General features: G+C 59.4%; 18 protein-coding genes. 16 read left to right on the top strand and 2 right to left on the bottom strand.

Going from position 1 to position 17,873, the window contains the following annotated elements; translation table 11 throughout:
- Positions 1–90 precede the first annotated feature (90 nt).
- From rho to HMPREF3175_RS01885, 16 genes are all read left to right on the top strand, one after another.
- A complete protein-coding gene (rho, locus tag HMPREF3175_RS01955) occupies positions 91–2,244 on the top strand; it encodes a transcription termination factor Rho (RefSeq protein WP_035754649.1) in 2,154 nt (717 codons plus the stop codon).
- 142 nt (positions 2,245–2,386) lie between these two features.
- Positions 2,387–3,478, top strand: a complete 1,092-nt coding sequence (prfA, locus tag HMPREF3175_RS01950) for a peptide chain release factor 1 (protein ID WP_083285372.1) — start codon at positions 2,387–2,389, stop codon at positions 3,476–3,478.
- Between the two features lie 18 nt (positions 3,479–3,496).
- Positions 3,497–4,546, top strand: a complete 1,050-nt coding sequence (locus HMPREF3175_RS01945; protein WP_083285371.1) for a N5-glutamine methyltransferase family protein — start codon at positions 3,497–3,499, stop codon at positions 4,544–4,546.
- A 33-nt stretch (positions 4,547–4,579) separates the two neighbouring features.
- On the top strand, positions 4,580–5,362 hold the full coding sequence (locus HMPREF3175_RS01940) for an L-threonylcarbamoyladenylate synthase (protein ID WP_070490418.1): 783 nt from the start codon (positions 4,580–4,582) through the stop codon (positions 5,360–5,362).
- Positions 5,359–6,507, top strand: a complete 1,149-nt coding sequence (locus HMPREF3175_RS01935; RefSeq protein ID WP_035754586.1) for an MraY family glycosyltransferase — start codon at positions 5,359–5,361, stop codon at positions 6,505–6,507. The genes HMPREF3175_RS01940 and HMPREF3175_RS01935 overlap by 4 nt, the downstream gene beginning before the upstream one ends.
- Entirely contained in the window at positions 6,508–6,942 is a 435-nt protein-coding gene (locus HMPREF3175_RS01930) for a Cg1360 family ATP-synthase-associated protein (protein WP_070490416.1), read from the top strand.
- A gap of 13 nt (positions 6,943–6,955) precedes the next feature.
- Positions 6,956–7,210, top strand: a complete 255-nt coding sequence (locus HMPREF3175_RS10090; protein ID WP_141739803.1) for a disulfide bond formation protein B — start codon at positions 6,956–6,958, stop codon at positions 7,208–7,210.
- Positions 7,211–7,305: 95 nt separating this feature from the next.
- Complete coding sequence (gene atpB / locus HMPREF3175_RS01925; protein WP_035754589.1) at positions 7,306–8,115, top strand: F0F1 ATP synthase subunit A; 810 nt, start codon at positions 7,306–7,308, stop codon at positions 8,113–8,115.
- A gap of 110 nt (positions 8,116–8,225) precedes the next feature.
- Positions 8,226–8,438, top strand: coding sequence for an ATP synthase F0 subunit C (gene atpE / locus HMPREF3175_RS01920; RefSeq protein WP_035754591.1), 213 nt, complete (start codon positions 8,226–8,228; stop codon positions 8,436–8,438).
- Between the two features lie 82 nt (positions 8,439–8,520).
- Complete coding sequence (locus HMPREF3175_RS01915; RefSeq protein ID WP_070490414.1) at positions 8,521–9,066, top strand: F0F1 ATP synthase subunit B; 546 nt, start codon at positions 8,521–8,523, stop codon at positions 9,064–9,066.
- Positions 9,066–9,878: a F0F1 ATP synthase subunit delta gene (locus HMPREF3175_RS01910; protein ID WP_035754595.1), complete on the top strand. Its 813-nt coding sequence runs from the start codon at positions 9,066–9,068 to the stop codon at positions 9,876–9,878. The genes HMPREF3175_RS01915 and HMPREF3175_RS01910 overlap by 1 nt, the downstream gene beginning before the upstream one ends.
- Before the next feature lie 91 nt (positions 9,879–9,969).
- Positions 9,970–11,607, top strand: a complete 1,638-nt coding sequence (atpA, locus tag HMPREF3175_RS01905) for a F0F1 ATP synthase subunit alpha (protein WP_035754597.1) — start codon at positions 9,970–9,972, stop codon at positions 11,605–11,607.
- 84 nt (positions 11,608–11,691) lie between these two features.
- Entirely contained in the window at positions 11,692–12,582 is an 891-nt protein-coding gene (locus HMPREF3175_RS01900) for a F0F1 ATP synthase subunit gamma (protein WP_035754599.1), read from the top strand.
- A gap of 48 nt (positions 12,583–12,630) precedes the next feature.
- Positions 12,631–14,088, top strand: coding sequence for a F0F1 ATP synthase subunit beta (gene atpD, locus HMPREF3175_RS01895; RefSeq protein WP_035754601.1), 1,458 nt, complete (start codon positions 12,631–12,633; stop codon positions 14,086–14,088).
- Positions 14,089–14,090: 2 nt separating this feature from the next.
- A complete protein-coding gene (locus tag HMPREF3175_RS01890) occupies positions 14,091–14,366 on the top strand; it encodes a F0F1 ATP synthase subunit epsilon (RefSeq protein WP_035754603.1) in 276 nt (91 codons plus the stop codon).
- A 6-nt stretch (positions 14,367–14,372) separates the two neighbouring features.
- A complete protein-coding gene (locus HMPREF3175_RS01885) occupies positions 14,373–14,816 on the top strand; it encodes a DUF2550 family protein (protein ID WP_035754605.1) in 444 nt (147 codons plus the stop codon).
- Positions 14,817–14,888: 72 nt separating this feature from the next.
- Here the strand turns inward: HMPREF3175_RS01885 and nucS are convergent, their stop codons facing one another.
- On the bottom strand, positions 14,889–15,584 hold the full coding sequence (gene nucS, locus HMPREF3175_RS01880) for an endonuclease NucS (RefSeq protein WP_070490412.1): 696 nt from the start codon (positions 15,582–15,584) through the stop codon (positions 14,889–14,891).
- A 549-nt stretch (positions 15,585–16,133) separates the two neighbouring features.
- Positions 16,134–17,675, bottom strand: coding sequence for an AI-2E family transporter (locus HMPREF3175_RS01875; RefSeq protein WP_083285368.1), 1,542 nt, complete (start codon positions 17,673–17,675; stop codon positions 16,134–16,136).
- Between the last annotated feature and the right edge of the window lie 198 nt (positions 17,676–17,873).

Raw genomic sequence — 17,873 nt, 5'->3', positions numbered from 1 at the left:
GGGTGCAGTATGACCAAATTTTTCCCAATAAGCACAGCTTCGAAAATGTTTCATGTGTGAAGTGTGCATGTGACGAGGGAAGGAACCTTCGTGTCCCAATCCACCGCCGAGAACACCGGCGCACCTGTTGAGCAGACTGAGACGAAAGCTAAAGCTCCAGCTAAGAAAGCTTCAGGGGGTTTGGCATCGTTGAAGCTCGCTCAGCTTCAGGAATTGGCTTCGCAGCTGGGTATCACCGGCGCTCGTCGCCTCCGTAAGGCTGATTTGGTGGCCAAGATTCAGGACCATCAGCGTGGCGGTGCCGTCGCTGACCGTGAGGCCGCTAAGAAGAAGGAAGAAGCTCAAAAGGCCCAGAAAGACGCGCAGAGCCAAGCGCGCAAGGGCGCTCAGAAGAAGGACGCCGATAAGGCTCCGGCTGATAAGGCTGGGGCGGCTGAAGGTGATTCCGCTTCCGCTAAGAGCTCTGACGCAACAGATAAGACCGCCGATGCGGCGGATGAGTCTTCACGCTCGGGCCGTGGCCGCCGTCGTCGCTCTTCCTCCGCTGCAGCCGGTGCACCGTCGAAGAACGATCAGCACGCCGGGGAAGAATCCTCTGCACACGCAGATGATAAGAACCGCGACGAGAACAAGAACAACAGCGACAAAAATCACAGCGACGACACAAACCGTGGCGGCAAGCACGAAAGTGATAAGCACCGCGGCGATAAGAACAACGCTGAGAAGAAGCACAGCGATAAAAACAGCGCTGAGAAGAACAACGGCGAGAACGACCGCTCCGAGAACGAATCCGGTGAGGACTCTTCCGAGGATTCGCACAACGAAGGGGGCCGTAACCGCCGCGAGACCCGCAATCAGCGCAACCGCCGTAACCGGCGTGGGCGCGACCGTGATCACAACGACTCCAATGAGGACTCTCACGAGGACTCGGATGATCGTGGTTCGCGTAACCAGCGCAACCGCCGCAACCGTAATCGTGACAACAACAACGACGATTCGCGTGGTAACCGCCGCGAACGTCAGCGCAACAACCGCCGTAACCGGGGCCGTAACCAGATCGAGGTTGAGGATACCGAGCTGACCGAGGATGACGTGCTCGCACCAGTCGCGGGCATCCTCGATGTGATGGATAACTACGCGTTCATCCGCACCTCCGGTTATTTGCCCGGCCCGAACGACGTCTATGTGACGATGAAGCAGGTTCGCCAGTACAACCTGCGCAAGGGTGACGCTGTTGTTGGTGCGATTCGTGCTCCGCGTGAGGACGAGAACAACAACCACTCCAATAACGGCAAACGTAACCGCTACACGCCGCTGATCAAGCTCGCGACCGTGAACGGTCTTCCGGCTGATGAGAACAAGGATCGAGTGAACTTCAATAAGCTCGTTCCGCTCTACCCGGAAGAGCGTTTGCGTCTTGAAGCCGGCGCTAAGTCGGTTGGTCCGCGCATCATCGACCTTGTTGCCCCGATCGGTAAGGGCCAGCGCGGCCTCATCGTTTCCCCGCCGAAGGCCGGTAAAACGATGATCCTGCAGTCGATCGCTGATTCGATCAAGAAGAACAACCCTGAGGTTCACCTCATGATGGTTCTTGTTGATGAGCGTCCTGAGGAAGTTACCGACATGCAACGCACGGTGGACGGCGAAGTCATCGCTTCCACGTTCGACCGCCCGGCTGAGGATCACACCACTGTTGCAGAGCTAGCGATTGAACGCGCTAAACGCCTCGTTGAGCAGGGCCGCGACGTCGTGGTTCTGCTGGACTCGATGACCCGTTTGGGCCGCGCCTACAACCAGGCCGCCCCGGCATCGGGCCGTATCCTCTCCGGTGGTGTCGATGCTGCAGCGCTCTACCCGCCAAAGCGTTTCTTCGGTGCTGCCCGCAACATCGAAAATGGTGGTTCGCTCACGATTCTTGCGACAGCACTGGTCGAGACCGGGTCCAAGATGGACGAGGTCATTTTTGAAGAGTTCAAGGGCACCGGCAACATGGAGCTGCGTCTGTCACGCAGCCTCGCTGAGAAGCGCATTTTCCCGGCAGTGGACGTCAACGCGTCCTCGACCCGCCGCGAAGAGAACCTGCTTTCACCTGAGGAATTGAAGATCATGTGGCGTCTGCGCCGGGTGCTCTCAAGCCTTGAACCGCAGCAGGCGCTCGAACTTTTGACGACCAAGATCAAGGAAACCGAATCGAATGCGGAGTTCTTGATGGTGGTCAACCGCACCACGCTGGACGGCAAGTAGCCGCGCAACAACGCTCCTTATGGCAGGCACGTGAAGGGCCTGCCATAAGGAGCGTTTGTTCTACCCTGGTGTTCTAAGACCTGGCGTTTTAAGAGCCGGTATTTTCAGAGCCGATCACCGTGAGCCGACCTACGTAGGAAACATGATGAGTGAAACGAACGATCCGATCCAAGCGATCCTGGACGAATACGAGCAACTACAGACCAGGCTTTCTGATCCGGACGTGTATTCAGATCAGGGGATGGCGCGCAAGCTAGGCCGCCGTTCCGCCGAATTGCGTCCGATCGTGGAGACGCACAACAAGCTGGTGCAGGCGCGTGAAGACCACGAGGCCGCTGCCGAGATGGCAGAACTTGATGAAGAGTTCGCGGCAGAAGCCAAAGAGCTCGAAGCCCAGATCCCGGAGCTTGAAGAGAAGCTGCGTCGTTTGTTGATCCCGCGTGACCCTAACGATGGCCGCGATGCGATCCTCGAAGTCAAAGGCGGTGAAGGCGGTGAGGAAGCCGCGTTGTTCGCTGGAGACTTGTTGCGCATGTACATCCGCTACGCGGAGAACCGCGGCTGGAAGACCGAAATGCTCTCGGCTACCGAATCCGATCTGGGCGGCTATAAGGACGCCCAGGTTGCGATCAAGGGGACCGGCAGCGAACCCGCCGAAGGCGTCTACGCCGCGTTGAAGTTCGAAGGTGGCGTCCACCGGGTCCAGCGTGTTCCTGTCACGGAGTCCCAAGGCCGCGTCCACACGTCGGCCGCTGGCGTCTTGGTGTTCCCGGAAGTCGATGAGCCGGAAGAGATCGAGATCCACGACAACGACCTCAAAATCGACGTCTACCGTTCCTCCGGCCCGGGTGGACAGTCCGTGAACACGACCGACTCTGCGGTGCGCATCACGCACTTGCCGACCGGCATTGTGGTTGCGATGCAGAACGAGAAGTCACAAATCCAGAACCGTGCCGCCGCGATGCGCGTTCTACGCTCGCGTTTGCTCGCCCACCAGCAGGAGCAGATCGAGGCGGAACAGGCTGATCAGCGCCGTTCGCAGGTGCGAACTATGGACCGTTCCGAGCGCATCCGCACCTACAACTTCCCGGAGAACCGCATCGCGGATCACCGCACCGGCTATAAGGCCTACAACCTCGACGCCGTGCTTGATGGCGACCTCCAGGCTGTGATCGACTCCTGCATCGAGATGGATGAAGCCGAGCGCCTAGCCCACGTAGGTGAGGGCAACTAAAACATAGGTTGTACCGAGATGTCTCTTCCTTCCGATGACGGCCGGGCGCCTTCGAACCCAGGAGCATCGCCTCCAGATTTATCGGCAGCGCCTCCAGATTTATCGGCAGCGCCTTCAGATCTAAAGGCTGCGCTCGGGTGGGCGAGTGCCCGTCTTGCTGAGGCGGGGGTTGCCTCACCGGCAGCCGATGCCCAATGGCTTGCCGCGCACGCGATGGGTGTTTCGCGCGGTGAGTTGATGGCGGCTTCGCTTCGGGGTGCCCCCACACCAGAGGGGTTCGAGCGTCTTGTTGAGCGGCGGGCGCGCCGTGAGCCACTGCAGCATATCCTCGGGACTGCCGGTTTCTATGGGCTTGAGCTTGAGGTGGGGCCGGGCGTTTTCGTGCCTCGGCCGGAAACCGAAACGCTCGTTGAACAGGCTTTGAAGGTCCTGCAGGGGCTGGCGGCGTGTGAACCTGCGCCTGAGAACGATGTGCCAGCTACCTACGATGCGCTAGTTACCTACGATGCACAAGCTGCTTCGCGGCAGGTGCGGATCGCTGACTGGTGCGCAGGTTCCGGGGCGATCGCGGCCGCGCTCGCGTCTCATGTCACAGAAGCGAAGGGGCAGGCGCCTGTTCATATCGAGGCGGTGGAGGCCAGCGGCGAGGCCGCGAGCTACGCAAGCCGGAACCTCGCCGGCACCGGCGTGGAGCTGATCGAGGAAGATGTTTTCACCCATTATGCGGCCAAGCCCGGGTGCTTGGATATGGTGTGCGTGAACCCACCATATGTTCCCGATGCCACGCCGATCCGTGATGTTGAGACCCAATTCTTTGACCCTCACACCGCGTTATATGGGGGAGGGGGAGACGGCTTGAGTATCCCGTTCGCTTTGATCGAGCTCGCTGGCCACACCTTGCGACCGGGGGGAGTGATACTGATGGAGCATGCAGAAGAGCAAGGCTCACCCTTGCGGCATGCGGCGTGCGCCACCGGGGCATTCAACCGCACCCAAACGATGACTGACCTGACTGGCCGGGACCGCGTCACGATCATGTGGCGCAACGGAGCAGAAGCGGTTGTGTAAATAAACCAGTCGCGGGAATGAAAGAATAGAAGAGTGAGCACTACATATGATCTGACCGACCCTGAAGCGCGCGCTGACGGTATCGCGCGAGCAACCGAGGCCCTCGGCGCTAGGGGTCTGGTCGTCATGCCCACTGACACCGTCTATGGTGTGGCTGCGGACGCGTTCAGCCCGCAAGCTGTCGCGACCCTTCTGGCGGCTAAAGGGCGGGGGCGTCACATGCCGCCGCCGGTGCTCATCCCACGCCCCGAGACACTCCAAGGGCTGGCCACTGACATCCCAGAAGGGGCGAGCGCGGTTGCCGAGAAGTTCTGGCCGGGCGCGCTGACCCTCATTTTGATGGCGCAACCCTCCCTGACGTGGGACCTCGGAGAGACCCGGGGCACTGTTGCGTTACGGATGCCTGATCACAAGGATGCGCTCGAACTGTTGTCGCAGACCGGCCCGTTGGCGGTCTCAAGCGCTAACCGTTCCGGGATGCCGGCCGCGATGAGCGCGCAGAAGGCACACGAGATGCTGGGGGACTCGGTAGCCGTCTACCTTGAGGGTGCTGCAACGAAAGAAGACGCCGCAACCAACGAGGATGAGGCGTCCGAGTCTGAGCTGTCCGAATCCGCGCCGTCCGAGTCCGAGCCGGCTCCGCCATCGACCATTGTCGACTACACGGTCACACCACCCAAGGTTGTGCGCGCCGGGGCGTTGAGCGTTGAACAGCTGCGTGAGGCAGACCCGAGCATCCTCGACATCGACGGAAACCCCGCACCGAACACCGAACCGGCACCAAACACCGTGGCAGAGGAGACGCCCGAACCATGAGGGTCTATCTTCTGCTCGCGGCTCTAGCGTTCGTGGTGTCTACAACGCTGACTCCGGTTCTGAGGGCCATAGGTAAACGCACTATGGCCGATATCCCGGTCCGTGCCCGTGACGTCCATTCCGAGAAGATCCCTAAGCTCGGTGGCGTGTCCATGATCGTTGCGTTCCTGGTTGCGTTGGCGGCCTCGGCTCAGGCACCGTTTCTGACCGGCGTGTTCATCCGGCCCGATGTGGTGGCGGGCTTGGTTCTGGCGCTCATCGTGATCCTGGTGGTCGGGGTCGCCGATGATCTGTATGAACTGCGGTGGTACTACAAGCTGCTAGGTCAGCTGTTGGCTTCATTCATCATGGCGGTTTCCGGGGTGAGGCTTGAGGTTTTGCCGGTCGGTTGGGTTCAGATCGATTCATCGGTGTGGCAGATCGGTGCGGCGATGTTCCTCATGATCATGATGATGAACGCGATCAACTTTGTTGACGGTCTCGACGGCCTCGCCGCCGGCATCGCAGCGATTGGCGCGAGCGCGTTTTTCATCTACTGCTATACGCTTGCCCGTCAGGTCAATCAGTACGATCACGCGAACCTTGGTGCGCTGCTGATGGCGATCCTGTTGGGTTCATCCCTTGGGTTCTTGATCCATAATTTCAACCCCGCCAAGATTTTCATGGGGGAGTCCGGTGCGATGATGATCGGGCTGGTCATGGCTGTTGCCACGATTGTTGTCACGGCAGACTTGCGTGCCCTTGATGGTGAACGTTTCAGGAACATCCCCGCATATATGCCGATCGTGCTCCCGATCGCGGTGATCGCCTTGCCTTTGGTCGATTTGTTCCTCTCGGTTTTGCGGCGTGCCGCACGCGGACGCTCACCTTTCACAGCAGACCGTGGACACCTGCATCACCGGCTGATCGACGGCGGCTACACGCATCGCGGCGCGGTCTTGTTGCTGTATTTGTGGAGCGCGATCGTCGCGTTCGGCGCCATCCTGATCAACCGGGTCCCCGCACCGATCATCTTGCCGATCTGGGGCCTTCTGTTGCTTGGGGCGGGGATCTTGACGATCCACCCGTGGATCCGTCGCAAGCTCGCCCATCGCACTGAAGCTGAACACAAGAAGCTGCATATACGTAGGAAGGGCCGCGTCTAGATGTCGCAACAACAGCCGCACCTCATCACCGAAGCCTCGGATTCCATTGCCTTTCCGTGGCTGAGGGTGCTGGCTTACTCCGCGGCTGCCGGCTCAGCTGTAACGGTAGTGATCACTGTCCTCGGGGCGGTCTTCGCCAGGTTCCCGGGCGCGTTCTCAGCGTTCGCCGCGGCGGCCGTCGTTATGGTGTTCTTTGCTATCTCCTTGCTCGTAGCTCACGTGGTTGGCAAGAGAAAGCCCGATGCCGTTCTTGCGGCGTTCATGATCACCTACGTGATCAAGGTGATAGCTTTCGGTTTCTTGCTTTTCATCCAACCGGATGAAAGCTGGTTTTCACGCGGATGGGCCATCGCAGGGGCAGTGGGGGCGTTCATCGCCTGGCAGGCTGCTGAGATGTGGGCGATGATGAAAATCCGTCTCCGGATCTACAACTAACGAAGTGGTGACAATGGCAAAAAAGAGGCTTAATTCGACCCAGCGCGGCTATGGGCCACCAGATGCTGCGGAACATCCTGTGCGCGAATACGTGACCTATCTACTCGGCGGGATCATCTCCTTCGGTTTGATAGGATGGTTGGCGGGTATGGCCCTGGACCGTTCGTGGCTGCTTTTCGTAGGAGCCGGATTAGGTGCCGTGGCCGGGCTCTATATCGCTTGGCGTCATCACGTTGACCGTCGTAGGGAAGCCGGACGCCTGAAATAAAGCCACACCCCAGCACGAGTCTCCGAATACCACGATGATCATCCCGATGATTCTTTGTGCGGAGACAGCCGTACAGCTTCTAGAGAGGAAACGCGTTGATCGCGCTTGCGCTTTCCACAGCCGCCGGTTCCGACGGTTTCATCCCACCAACCATCGATGACCTCCACCTTCCGGAGATCATCCCGTGGGGCGCCGAATACGGCACCGGGTTCGGCAAGCAGATGCTTGTCGTACTGCTTACTGTTTTGCTCCTCTCGTGGTTCTTTGTCGCTGCAGCACGCAAGCGTCAAATGATTCCAGGCCGCTTCCAGTTCTTCGGTGAAGGGTTCTACTCCTTCGTCCGGAACTCAGTGGGCCGTGACATGCTCGGCGAAAAGGAGTTCCGCAAATACACCCCGCTTCTGGTGGCGTTGTTTGCGTTTGTCCTTGTCAGCAACCTGATGGGGGCTGTGCCCTTCATCCAACTGCCCACCACGTCACACGTCGGTACAGCGTACGCGCTAGCCGGCATCGTGTACGTCTACTGGATCTACCTGGGTTTCAAGACCCACGGGATTGGCTACTTCAAGGTCGCACTCATGCCATCGGGTGTGCCGTGGCCTTTCTATTTCCTTGTGATTCCGATCGAGATCGTTTCGACGTTCTTGGTTCGTCCAATGACGCACTCGCTGCGTCTGTTCGCAACCATGCTTTCGGGTCACATGATCGTTGCGCTTGCTGGCTCAGCGATGAACTTCATGTTCCTGAAGATGGGTGAGTGGTATGGATATCCACTCGGTGTGCTCGTCTTCATCGGTGCAGTAGGTATGTTCCTGTTCGAGATCTTCATCATGGTTCTGCAGGCTTATGTCTTTGCCCTGCTGACCGCGGTGTATATCCAGAGCTCGATCGCGGAAGCCCACTAGCACTATCCAACAAACTGCCCTGTAGCGAGACGCTAGAGGGACAACCATCCGCCCTTGTCCGTGGATCCACAAACCAGTTCACAAACCGCGGACACCGTGAAAGGAAAATCATGCAGATCTCCGGAAACCTCAACGCCATCGGCTACGGTCTCTCCGCCATCGGTGGTGGTATTGGCGTGGGCCTCGTGTTCGCTGCCTTCATCCAGGGTGTCGCACGCCAGCCGGAACTCCAGAACAAGCTGCAGCCACTCGCCTTCATGGGCCTGGCGTTCACCGAGGCACTTGCAATTCTGGGTCTCGTCTTCGCGTTCGTCTGGAACTAATCGCGTGAATTCCCCTTCCAACCCTTAAGGGGTGAGGGAAAACCACGCTGATGGACCATTACGCAAGAAAGACGGGTGAAACATGGATAACGCAGTGATCCTCGCGGCAGGTGCCGCTAATCCGCTGCTGCCGAACTGGTGGGAGGTGCTCGTCACCCTCGTCGGCTTCCTGGTTCTGCTGATCATCGTCGGCAAGGTAGCGACCCCGATGTTCGAGAAGACCTTCGAGGAGCGCACCGCCGCTATCGAAGGTGGCATCCAGAAGGCTGAGGCCGCACAGGCTGAAGCTGAAGCTGCCAAAGCTGAATACCAGCAGCAGCTGCAGGAAGCCCGCACCGAAGCAAACCGCATCCGTGAGGAAGCGCGCGCAGAAGGTGCACAGATCCTTGCTGAGATGAAGGCTAAGGCCGCTGAGGATGCAGCACGCATCACCGAGCAGGCGCAAGCCAGCATCCAGGCAGAGCGCGTTGCAGCACAGGCCTCCCTCCGCACTGAGGTTGGCTCGCTGGCAACCGACCTCGCTTCGAAGATTGTCGGCGAAGCCCTTGAAGATGACGCACGCTCGCAGCGCGTTGTTGACCGCTTCCTGGCTGATCTCGAAGCACAGCAGCAGGGGGCGTCGAACTAATGGCAACTGCGACGAACGAGGCGCTGGCGAACGCGCTGGCAGCACTCGAGTCTTCGGCATCCACTGCCGAGCTTTCGTGGGCGACCGATCTGTTTGGCGCTCTGAACGTCATCGACGAGAATGCAGCTTTGCGTCGTGCGCTGACGGATCCTTCACGGGAGCCGGAAGCCCGGGCTTCGCTGGTACGCAGCCTCTTTGGGGAACGTGTCGGTGATAAGGCTCGCGAGGTCCTCGAGGGGCTGGCGCGCTCGCGCTTCTCCACCGAACGGGACCTAGGCGACACCCTCGAACTCGTCGCCGCCATCACCGCGACGACCGTTGCCGAAAAGGTAGACGGCGCCGCTGGACTGGACAAACTCCAGACCGAGCTGCTCGGTTTCGTTGACCTGGTCGCTTCCGATCACGAGCTCCAGTGGGCTCTGACTGATCCACAAGCACCAGTCGACGCGAAGGTTGAGCTCGCACAGAAGCTTGCACCACAAGCCTCTGATGTGACCCGCGCACTGCTAGCGCAGGCGGTATCTCATCCTCGCGGCTTGCGACCTACCGCACTGGTAGAGCGTTTCGCTGAAATCGCGGCACACCGGCAGCAGCGTTTCATCGCTACGGTGAGTGTGACCCGTCCGCTGACCGATTCGCAACGCGAGCGACTGCAGGCCGGGCTGAACTCGATGTACGGTCGCGAACTTCGCCTCAACGAAGTGATCGACCCAAGTGTCGTAGGTGGCGTCCGGATTGTTGTAGGCGACGAAGTGGTTGACGCAACCGCTGCAAGCCGCCTGGCAGATTTGCGCCGCAAGCTCGCAAGCTAAGTCCGCAACCGAGTAGTTTTAAAAGCATGACGTCCCAACGACCGGTCGGAAACCGGTAGGGACCACCAATCTAGAGAGCAGGGAGAGGCAGATGGCCGAGCTGACCATCAATGCCGAGGAAGTCCGTAACGCACTCAACAGCTTCGCAGAGTCCTACACCCCGGATTCCGCAGAGCGTGTAGAGGTCGGACACGTTGTCTCGGCAGCTGACGGCATTGCCCACGTAGAGGGTCTTCCCTCCGTGATGGCGAACGAACTGGTTCGTTTTGAAGACGGAACCCTGGGCCTGGCCCAGAACCTGGACCGCCGTGAAATCGGTGTTGTTGTCCTGGGTGACTTTGAAGGTATTGAAGAGGGCCAGGAGGTCCACCGCACCGGAGAGATTCTCTCCGTGCCAGTCGGTGACGAATTCCTGGGCCGTGTAGTTGACCCGCTGGGTCAGCCAATTGACGATCAGGGCGAGATCAAGGCTGAAGGCCGTCGCGCGCTTGAACTGCAGGCTCCAACGGTGACCCAGCGTCAGTCGGTTAATGAGCCGCTGCAGACCGGCCTGAAGGCGATCGACGCGATGATCCCTGTCGGCCGTGGCCAGCGTCAGCTGATCATTGGCGACCGCCAGACCGGTAAGACCGCCATCGCGATCGACACCATCTTGAACCAGCGTGAAAACTGGGCATCCGGTGACGTCACCAAGCAGGTCCGTTGCGTCTACGTCGCAATCGGCCAGAAGGCGTCCACGATCGCGGCTGTGAAGTCCACCCTGGAAGAGCACGGCGCGATGGAGTACACCACCATCGTTGCTTCCCCAGCATCCGACTCCGCAGGCTTCAAGTACCTCGCACCATATGCGGGTTCCGCAATCGGTCAGCACTGGATGTACGGCGGCAAGCACGTCCTCATCATCTTCGATGACCTCTCGAAGCAGGCTGAAGCCTACCGTTCCGTGTCCCTTTTGCTGCGCCGCCCACCGGGCCGTGAAGCATACCCAGGTGACGTCTTCTACCTGCACTCCCGCTTGCTCGAGCGTTGCGCGAAGCTCTCGGATGAGATGGGTGCCGGCTCGATGACCGGCCTGCCGATCATCGAAACCAAGGCAAACGACGTTTCCGCGTTCATTCCAACGAACGTTATTTCCATTACCGATGGTCAGATCTTCTTGCAGTCCGACCTCTTCAACGCCAACCAGCGTCCAGCTGTCGACGTGGGTGTCTCCGTCTCCCGCGTTGGTGGTGCCGCACAGGTCAAGGCTATGAAGAAGGTTTCCGGTACCTTGAAGCTCGATCTGGCACAGTACCGCGACATGCAGGCGTTCGCGATGTTCGCATCGGACCTCGATGCCGCATCCCGCCAGCAGCTGACCCGCGGTGCACGCCTCATGGAGCTGCTCAAGCAGGGCCAGTACCAGCCGTACTCGGTCCCAGAGCAGGTCGCTTCCATCTGGGCAGGTACCAACGGCTACCTCGACGACGTCCCGGTTGAAGACATCAACCGTTTCGAAACCGAGTTCCTGGAGAACCTGCGCCACCGCACCTCGATCCTGACCACGATCGCAGAATCGGGCAAGCTCGAGGACTCGACTGTTGCAGAGCTCGAATCTGCAGTGACCGAGTTCAAGCGTGGCTTCTTCGGTGAAGGCCACGACACCCTGGTGACTGCCGGCAACGAAGAGCATGACGCTCTGGCTGCCGAAGACGTCAACCAGGAGCAGATCGTCAAGCAGAAGCGCTGATCGCACATCCGCTGAAGGTGGCGGCGAACCAGCGAAACCTCGAAGGTTCGCCGCCCACCACCAGCGGGGCATGAAAGGACATCCATGGGAGCCCAAATCCGGGTTTACCGCCAGAAGATCGCATCGACATCTTCGATGAAGAAGATCTTCAAGGCGATGGAGCTGATCGCGACCTCGCGCATTACCAAGGCGCGTAACGCCGTTACTGCAGCCCTGCCTTATGCCAATGCGATCACTCGCGCTGTATCTGCCGTATCCTCGCAGTCCGAAATCGACCACGTACTGACCCGTGAGAAGGAAACCGCTAAGCGTTCCGCTGTAGTGGTGTTCACCTCCGACCGTGGTCTGGCTGGTTCCTACTCCGCATCCATCATGAAGGAAGCGGAAGAGCTCATCACAGCTCTGAAGGAAGAAGGCAAGGAAGTAGACGCATATCTGGTGGGCCGCAAAGCTCAGCAGTACTACGACTTCCGCGGACGCGAGTATAAGCGAGTGTGGACAGGTAACACTGACGCACCTGAATTCGATACTGCTCAAGAAATTGGCGCCGCCGTGCTCGAAACTTTCGAGCGTGAATACGAAAACGGTGGGGTAGACGAGATCCACCTCGTGTACACCCAGTTCAAGTCCATGGTGACGCAGGAACCAAACGTGACCCGTTTGCTTCCACTCGAAGTCGTTGAAGAGGAAGTTCAGGACGAATCCGAACTCCATCCGCTCTACGACTACGAGCCGGAACCAGAGCAGGTGCTTGACGCACTGCTCCCGCGCTACCTGGACTCTCGTATCTTCGCAGCCATGTTGCAGGCTGCAGCATCCGAGCTTGCAGCTCGCCAGCGTGCAATGAAGAACGCAGGCGACAACGCAGAAGAACTGATTGAGAAGTACACGCGACTGCGTAACAACGCCCGCCAGGCAGAAATTACGCAGGAGCTCACGGAGATCGTCGCAGGCGCCGACTCGCTCGGCGGCTAAGACCCCTCAACCGAAGACCACCCCAGCTATAACAGCGAAGTGAGAGACATGACTGCTCAAGTTACCGAAGCGGCAGCGACCGCGACGCCGGGCGCAACCGGCCGCATCGCTCGCGTGATCGGTCCGGTCGTGGACGTCGAGTTCCCGGCTGACGCGATCCCAGCGATCTACAACGCACTGACCTGTGAGGTCACCCTCGCAGGCGAGACCCGTAAGATCACGTTCGAGACCTCCCAGCACCTGGGTGACAACCTCGTTCGTGCAATTTCCCTGCAGACCACCGACGGCCTGGTTCGTGGCACCACCGTACAGGACACCGGTGCACCGATCTCCGTCCCAGTTGGCGACGGTGTCAAGGGCCACATCTTCAACGTTCTGGGTGAATCCCTCGACGTTGACCAGGACGAAATCAAGGCCGACGCCCACTGGCCGATCCACCGCAAGCCTCCGCACTTCGCAGAGCTTGAAGGTGCAACCGAGATGCTGGAAACCGGTATTAAGGTTATTGACCTTCTGACCCCTTACATCAAGGGTGGAAAGATTGGTCTGTTCGGTGGCGCTGGTGTTGGTAAGACCGTCCTGATCCAGGAAATGATTACCCGTGTTGCCCGCAACTTCGGTGGTACCTCGGTATTCGCCGGCGTTGGTGAGCGCACCCGTGAAGGTAACGACCTCTGGGTTGAAATGGAAGAGGCCGGCGTTCTTAAGGACACGGCACTGGTATTCGGCCAGATGGACGAGCCACCAGGCACGCGTCTGCGTGTTGCACTGACCGGCCTGACCATGGCGGAATACTTCCGTGACGTGCAGAACCAGGACGTTCTGCTCTTCATCGACAACATCTTCCGCTTCACCCAGGCAGGTTCCGAGGTTTCGACCCTTCTGGGCCGTATGCCTTCCGCAGTGGGTTACCAGCCGAACCTCGCTGACGAGATGGGTCTGCTGCAGGAACGCATTACCTCGACCCGTGGTCACTCGATTACCTCGATGCAGGCGATTTACGTCCCTGCGGATGACTACACCGACCCGGCGCCAGCAACCACGTTCGCGCACTTGGATGCAACCACTGAGCTCTCCCGTGAGATCGCCTCGCGTGGTCTGTACCCAGCTGTGGATCCGTTGACCTCGACCTCCCGCATTCTGGACCCACAGTACGTGGGTAAGGATCACTACGACACGGCTGTCCGCGTCAAGCAGATCTTGCAGAAGAACAAGGAACTCCAGGACATCATCGCGATCCTCGGTGTTGACGAGCTCTCGGAAGAAGACAAGATCGTCGTTGCACGCGCACGTCGTATCCAGCAGTTCCTCTCCCAGAACACCTACACTGCTCTGCAGTTCACCGGTGTTGAAGGTTCGACGGTTCCGATCAAGGACACCATCGAAGGCTTCAAGGCGATCGCAGACGGCGACGTCGACCACCTGCCAGAGCAGGCGTTCTTCAACTGTGGTGACATGGAAGACGTACAGCGTCAGGCACACGAGATCGAGAAGGCCACTAAGTAATTATGGCTACGTTGGATGTGGAAGTTGTCGCAGCAGACCGCCACGTGTGGTCCGGTGAGGCACGTTTCGTGAAAGCAACCACGGTGGAAGGTGAGATTGGTGTCATGCCATTCCACTCGCCACTGATGGCTCTGCTGGCCAGCGGCGACGTGGAGGTAGAGCCCGTCGATGGCGCTCGCATCCACATTCAGGCCGCTGGGGGTTTCTTCTCGGTCGACTCGAACCGAGTGACCATCGTTGCTGACCGTGCGTCGCTCGTGGATTCGACCGAAGCCTGATTCACCATGTCGATCGCACAGGGCTTGCTCCTGCTTGGAGTACTCGTTCTTGTGCTGATCGGCGCCTACTTCGTTGCTATGAGGGTACGCCGCAACCAGTTGCGGCGTACCCTCGGCACGTTTAAAGGTGCATTACACAACGAACAGGAGCGCTGGACGCGCGTCATCTGCAGATACGGCGACCATCGACTCGATGTTCTACGCCTCTTTTCTGTCAGCCCCATCCCAGTGCTGAAGCTGCAACGGCCGGACATTCAAGTGCTCGGGTGGGAACCGTCCGAGACGGTGCCTGGACGGTTCCCCTCCGACTGGGTTGTGGTCGAGATCAAAAACCGCGAGCAACAGATCAATCTTGCGATGAGCTATGGCGACTACACCGGCCTCGCCTCATGGGTTGAAGCCGGACCGGTTGCCGGTATGGGGACCTGGCGTCAATCGCCATCAAATTAGTACAGAAGGCCGCCGACAGTGGGCCGGAACGGTAGCACTCGGCTTCATGCGAGGGTTTATGCGAGCCTGAGCTCAGAACAGACGCGACTCGACGTCATCGACGCCGCGCATCGCATCGTAATCCAAGACCAAACATTCGATATCGCGGTCCTCAGCGAGAGTGCGGGCCTGAGGTTTGATCAGCTGGGCGGCAAAGATCCCGCGGACAGGCGCCAGATGGGGATCGCGGTTCATCAGCTCAAGATACCGCGTCAACTGCTCAACACCATCGATCTCACCGCGACGCTTCAGCTCGATCGCCACATAGCCGCCGTCAGCGTCCCGCGCGAGAATATCGACAGGCCCGATAGCGGTCATGTACTCACGGCGCACCAGGGCCGCGCCGTCGCCGATGAGATGGATCTGCTCGGCTAAGAGGCGCTGCAGATCAGCCTCAACACCATCCTTGATCAGGCCCGGATCCACGCCAAACTCATGCGTGTCATCGGCGAACACCTCATAGATGCGAATCGTGAGCGCATCCCCGGTCTTGGCGTTGCGGACAATCCACATCGACTCAACACCTTCTGCGGCATCCACCTCATCAGGTTCACTCACATGCGTGTGAACAGGCGCGCTCATCCAGTTCAGCGGTTTATACGAGCCGCCGTCGTTATGGATCAACACTGAGCCATCGGCTTTGACCATGATGAGCCGCTTGGCTTTAGGGAGGTGGGCGTTCAGCCGCCCCGTGTAATCAACAGCGCATGTAGCAATCAGAAGTCGCATCGTGGATAGTTTAGCCCCCGTGGGTGTTTGTCTCCATCCGGTCAGGTGAGCGAGCGGCTCGGTAGGGTAGTAGCAGGTTGTCGGGCCACACAAGGATTAGGCCAAGAGGGGAGAACAGCGTGGGACGTAAAAACCGCAGAGCTCCGCAGGCTCGTGGCGCAAGCCGCAGGAGCTCGGGTTCGCGTTCTTCTGCCTCCCGCAGAGGCCCTCGCCCTGTACGGACCCGTGCATGGGACTTAGATACAAGTAGTGGCTGGCTTCACTACGGCCACGAACCGTTACAGGACTTCAGCGACGGGCTATGGCATGTGCGCGCAGTACCAGGCTATGGCGCGAGTAAACATTACCGCTGCCCGGGCTGTGATCAGCTGATACCACCGGGCATCGCACACATTGTGGCGTGGAGAGCGGACGGTTCACGATCGGACGCGGACGCCCAAGCAGACAGGCGCCACTGGCATAGCAGATGCTGGGAGAACCACGCGCCGCGTCGTTGAGGCCGCGCTAGCGAACCCGAGACGGTAGCTGCACTGGAGGGCCCGATCTGGGTTAGCGGGCGTCTTGCCTGCGGAAGAAGACTTCCTTGATCAGCGTGATGGCGGCAGCAGCGACCGGGATTGCCATGAGCGCACCCAACACGCCGAAGAGCGCACCACCGGCGATCACTGCGATCACCACCACCGCGCCTGGAACCTTGACGGCACGCGACATGATCCTAGGCGAGATGAAGTAGGCCTCTACCTGCAGGTAGACGATGTAGAGGATCGCGTACAGCAGTGTGGACTGCCAGCTGAGCGAGAATAGAGAGACAATCACAACCAAGGTTCCCGCGGCCACGCCACCTACGAGCGGAATGAATGCGAGCATCGCAACACACAGTGCAAGTAGCAGCGAATAGGGGATCCCGAAGATCGTCATCAGGATGAACGAGAAGCAAGCGTTGACAATGGCGACTGTTGCTTGCCCCATGACGTAGTTGCCTACCGAACGCGTGATGTTCTCTGACAACACGGCGACCCGCTGTCTGCTGGAAGCCGGCGCGAAAGAGAAGACAAACAGTTTCAGTTGTGGCAACGAAGCCAAGAAATAGGTTGCCAGAACGAACACGATGAGTGTGCCGAAGAAGAACTCACCCACAAAGTTACCGGCGTTGATCACATTCGCTAGGGTGTCAGGGCTGTTGATGATGGACCTGACTTCTTCACCGACTTTGTCGATGAGGTGGAACTGAGCATCCAGTTTCTGAACCATCGGTTTGGCGGTGACGTCATCAAGGATCGCGGGCGCGCGTCGAGTTAGCTCAGAGATCTGGGTGATGAGCGCGGGGATCAGCAAACTCAAGAAGCCAGCCACGAACGCGAGAAGTACGAGCACGACCACGAGCACACCGACCCAGCGCCGCCACCCGCGGGATACGAAGAAGCGCACGATGGGGTCCATGCCTAACGCGATGAACAATGCCAGCGCGATCCACGTCAAAAGCTGAGATAGCTCCGCCAGTATCAGCCACGCCATGACGGCAAGCGCTACACCTACTGCAAGACCGAAACCGGACTTCACGGGGGTCTGGAGTGCGGGGCTGTCTGGCGAACTTTTCGCTGTTCCAAGCGCCGAGCTGGAGGTTTCGTCCGCTTCAGAATTGCTGGATGCACCGGATCCATCGATGGTGGCCTGCGGGGACCCGGGATCATAGGGTAAGGGTCTATCCGTGGTGGTGAGCGCGCGGCCTAGCCAGTGCGGAACAAACTTGCGGAACCGTGCAGACGCCGCGGGGGCAGGGGTAGGGGCTGGTATGGGGCCGGGGTTGAGCGAGTTTGTTGCGTCGATATCGGGCGCTCGCACCGCGAGCGTGTCCTTCTCCGGTTCAGGCCGCCCGGTTTGGCCGGTGGAGGGCTCAGCCTTGCTGTGTTCCGCCGTTACGTCGGGATCCTCGCTGTCAGATGATGCCGGCGTGTCGCTAGAGTCCGGGTCGCTAGGTAGGTCACCGCCGAGGCGTATCTCATCGGGGAGGTCTTCGGGTTGCATGCCCGGAGGCCTGGAGGTTTGGCCATCAAGCTCCGAGGCGTTGGGCTCATCTGAACGCGCAGTCATGTCGGCTAGACTACCTAAGTTTGGAGCGAATTACGGGAAAGACGAGGGTCTACTCGTTAGACTCTTAGTAGACGCGGCATCGCCCGCGATTGTGACTTGACCGAACTGCGGTGCTGAGCGCCGCGGCTGATACGAGGATGATTGACCTATAGTGCGCAAAATTATTAGCACGGCTGCCCTGGTGATAGGCGTGGTGTG

The organism is Arthrobacter sp. HMSC08H08, from assembly GCF_001807575.1.
GTDB lineage: Bacteria > Actinomycetota > Actinomycetes > Actinomycetales > Micrococcaceae > Pseudoglutamicibacter > Pseudoglutamicibacter albus.
This window is presented reverse-complemented; position numbering and strand designations above follow the sequence as displayed.

Bases quoted from the DNA above. Each gene is read 5' to 3' on its own strand.
- atpA (WP_035754597.1), top strand. From the start codon at position 9,970: ATGGCCGAGCTGACCATCAATGCCGAGGAAGTCCGTAACGCACTCAAC.
- prfA (WP_083285372.1), top strand. From the start codon at position 2,387: ATGATGAGTGAAACGAACGATCCGATCCAAGCGATCCTGGACGAATAC.
- atpD (WP_035754601.1), top strand. From the start codon at position 12,631: ATGACTGCTCAAGTTACCGAAGCGGCAGCGACCGCGACGCCGGGCGCA.
- HMPREF3175_RS01930 (WP_070490416.1), top strand. From the start codon at position 6,508: ATGTCGCAACAACAGCCGCACCTCATCACCGAAGCCTCGGATTCCATT.
- HMPREF3175_RS10090 (WP_141739803.1), top strand. From the start codon at position 6,956: ATGGCAAAAAAGAGGCTTAATTCGACCCAGCGCGGCTATGGGCCACCA.
- HMPREF3175_RS01885 (WP_035754605.1), top strand. From the start codon at position 14,373: ATGTCGATCGCACAGGGCTTGCTCCTGCTTGGAGTACTCGTTCTTGTG.
- HMPREF3175_RS01945 (WP_083285371.1), top strand. From the start codon at position 3,497: ATGTCTCTTCCTTCCGATGACGGCCGGGCGCCTTCGAACCCAGGAGCA.
- HMPREF3175_RS01915 (WP_070490414.1), top strand. From the start codon at position 8,521: ATGGATAACGCAGTGATCCTCGCGGCAGGTGCCGCTAATCCGCTGCTG.
- atpE (WP_035754591.1), top strand. From the start codon at position 8,226: ATGCAGATCTCCGGAAACCTCAACGCCATCGGCTACGGTCTCTCCGCC.
- nucS (WP_070490412.1), bottom strand. From the start codon at position 15,584: ATGCGACTTCTGATTGCTACATGCGCTGTTGATTACACGGGGCGGCTG.
- HMPREF3175_RS01900 (WP_035754599.1), top strand. From the start codon at position 11,692: ATGGGAGCCCAAATCCGGGTTTACCGCCAGAAGATCGCATCGACATCT.
- HMPREF3175_RS01890 (WP_035754603.1), top strand. From the start codon at position 14,091: ATGGCTACGTTGGATGTGGAAGTTGTCGCAGCAGACCGCCACGTGTGG.
- HMPREF3175_RS01935 (WP_035754586.1), top strand. From the start codon at position 5,359: ATGAGGGTCTATCTTCTGCTCGCGGCTCTAGCGTTCGTGGTGTCTACA.
- HMPREF3175_RS01910 (WP_035754595.1), top strand. From the start codon at position 9,066: ATGGCAACTGCGACGAACGAGGCGCTGGCGAACGCGCTGGCAGCACTC.
- HMPREF3175_RS01875 (WP_083285368.1), bottom strand. From the start codon at position 17,675: ATGACTGCGCGTTCAGATGAGCCCAACGCCTCGGAGCTTGATGGCCAA.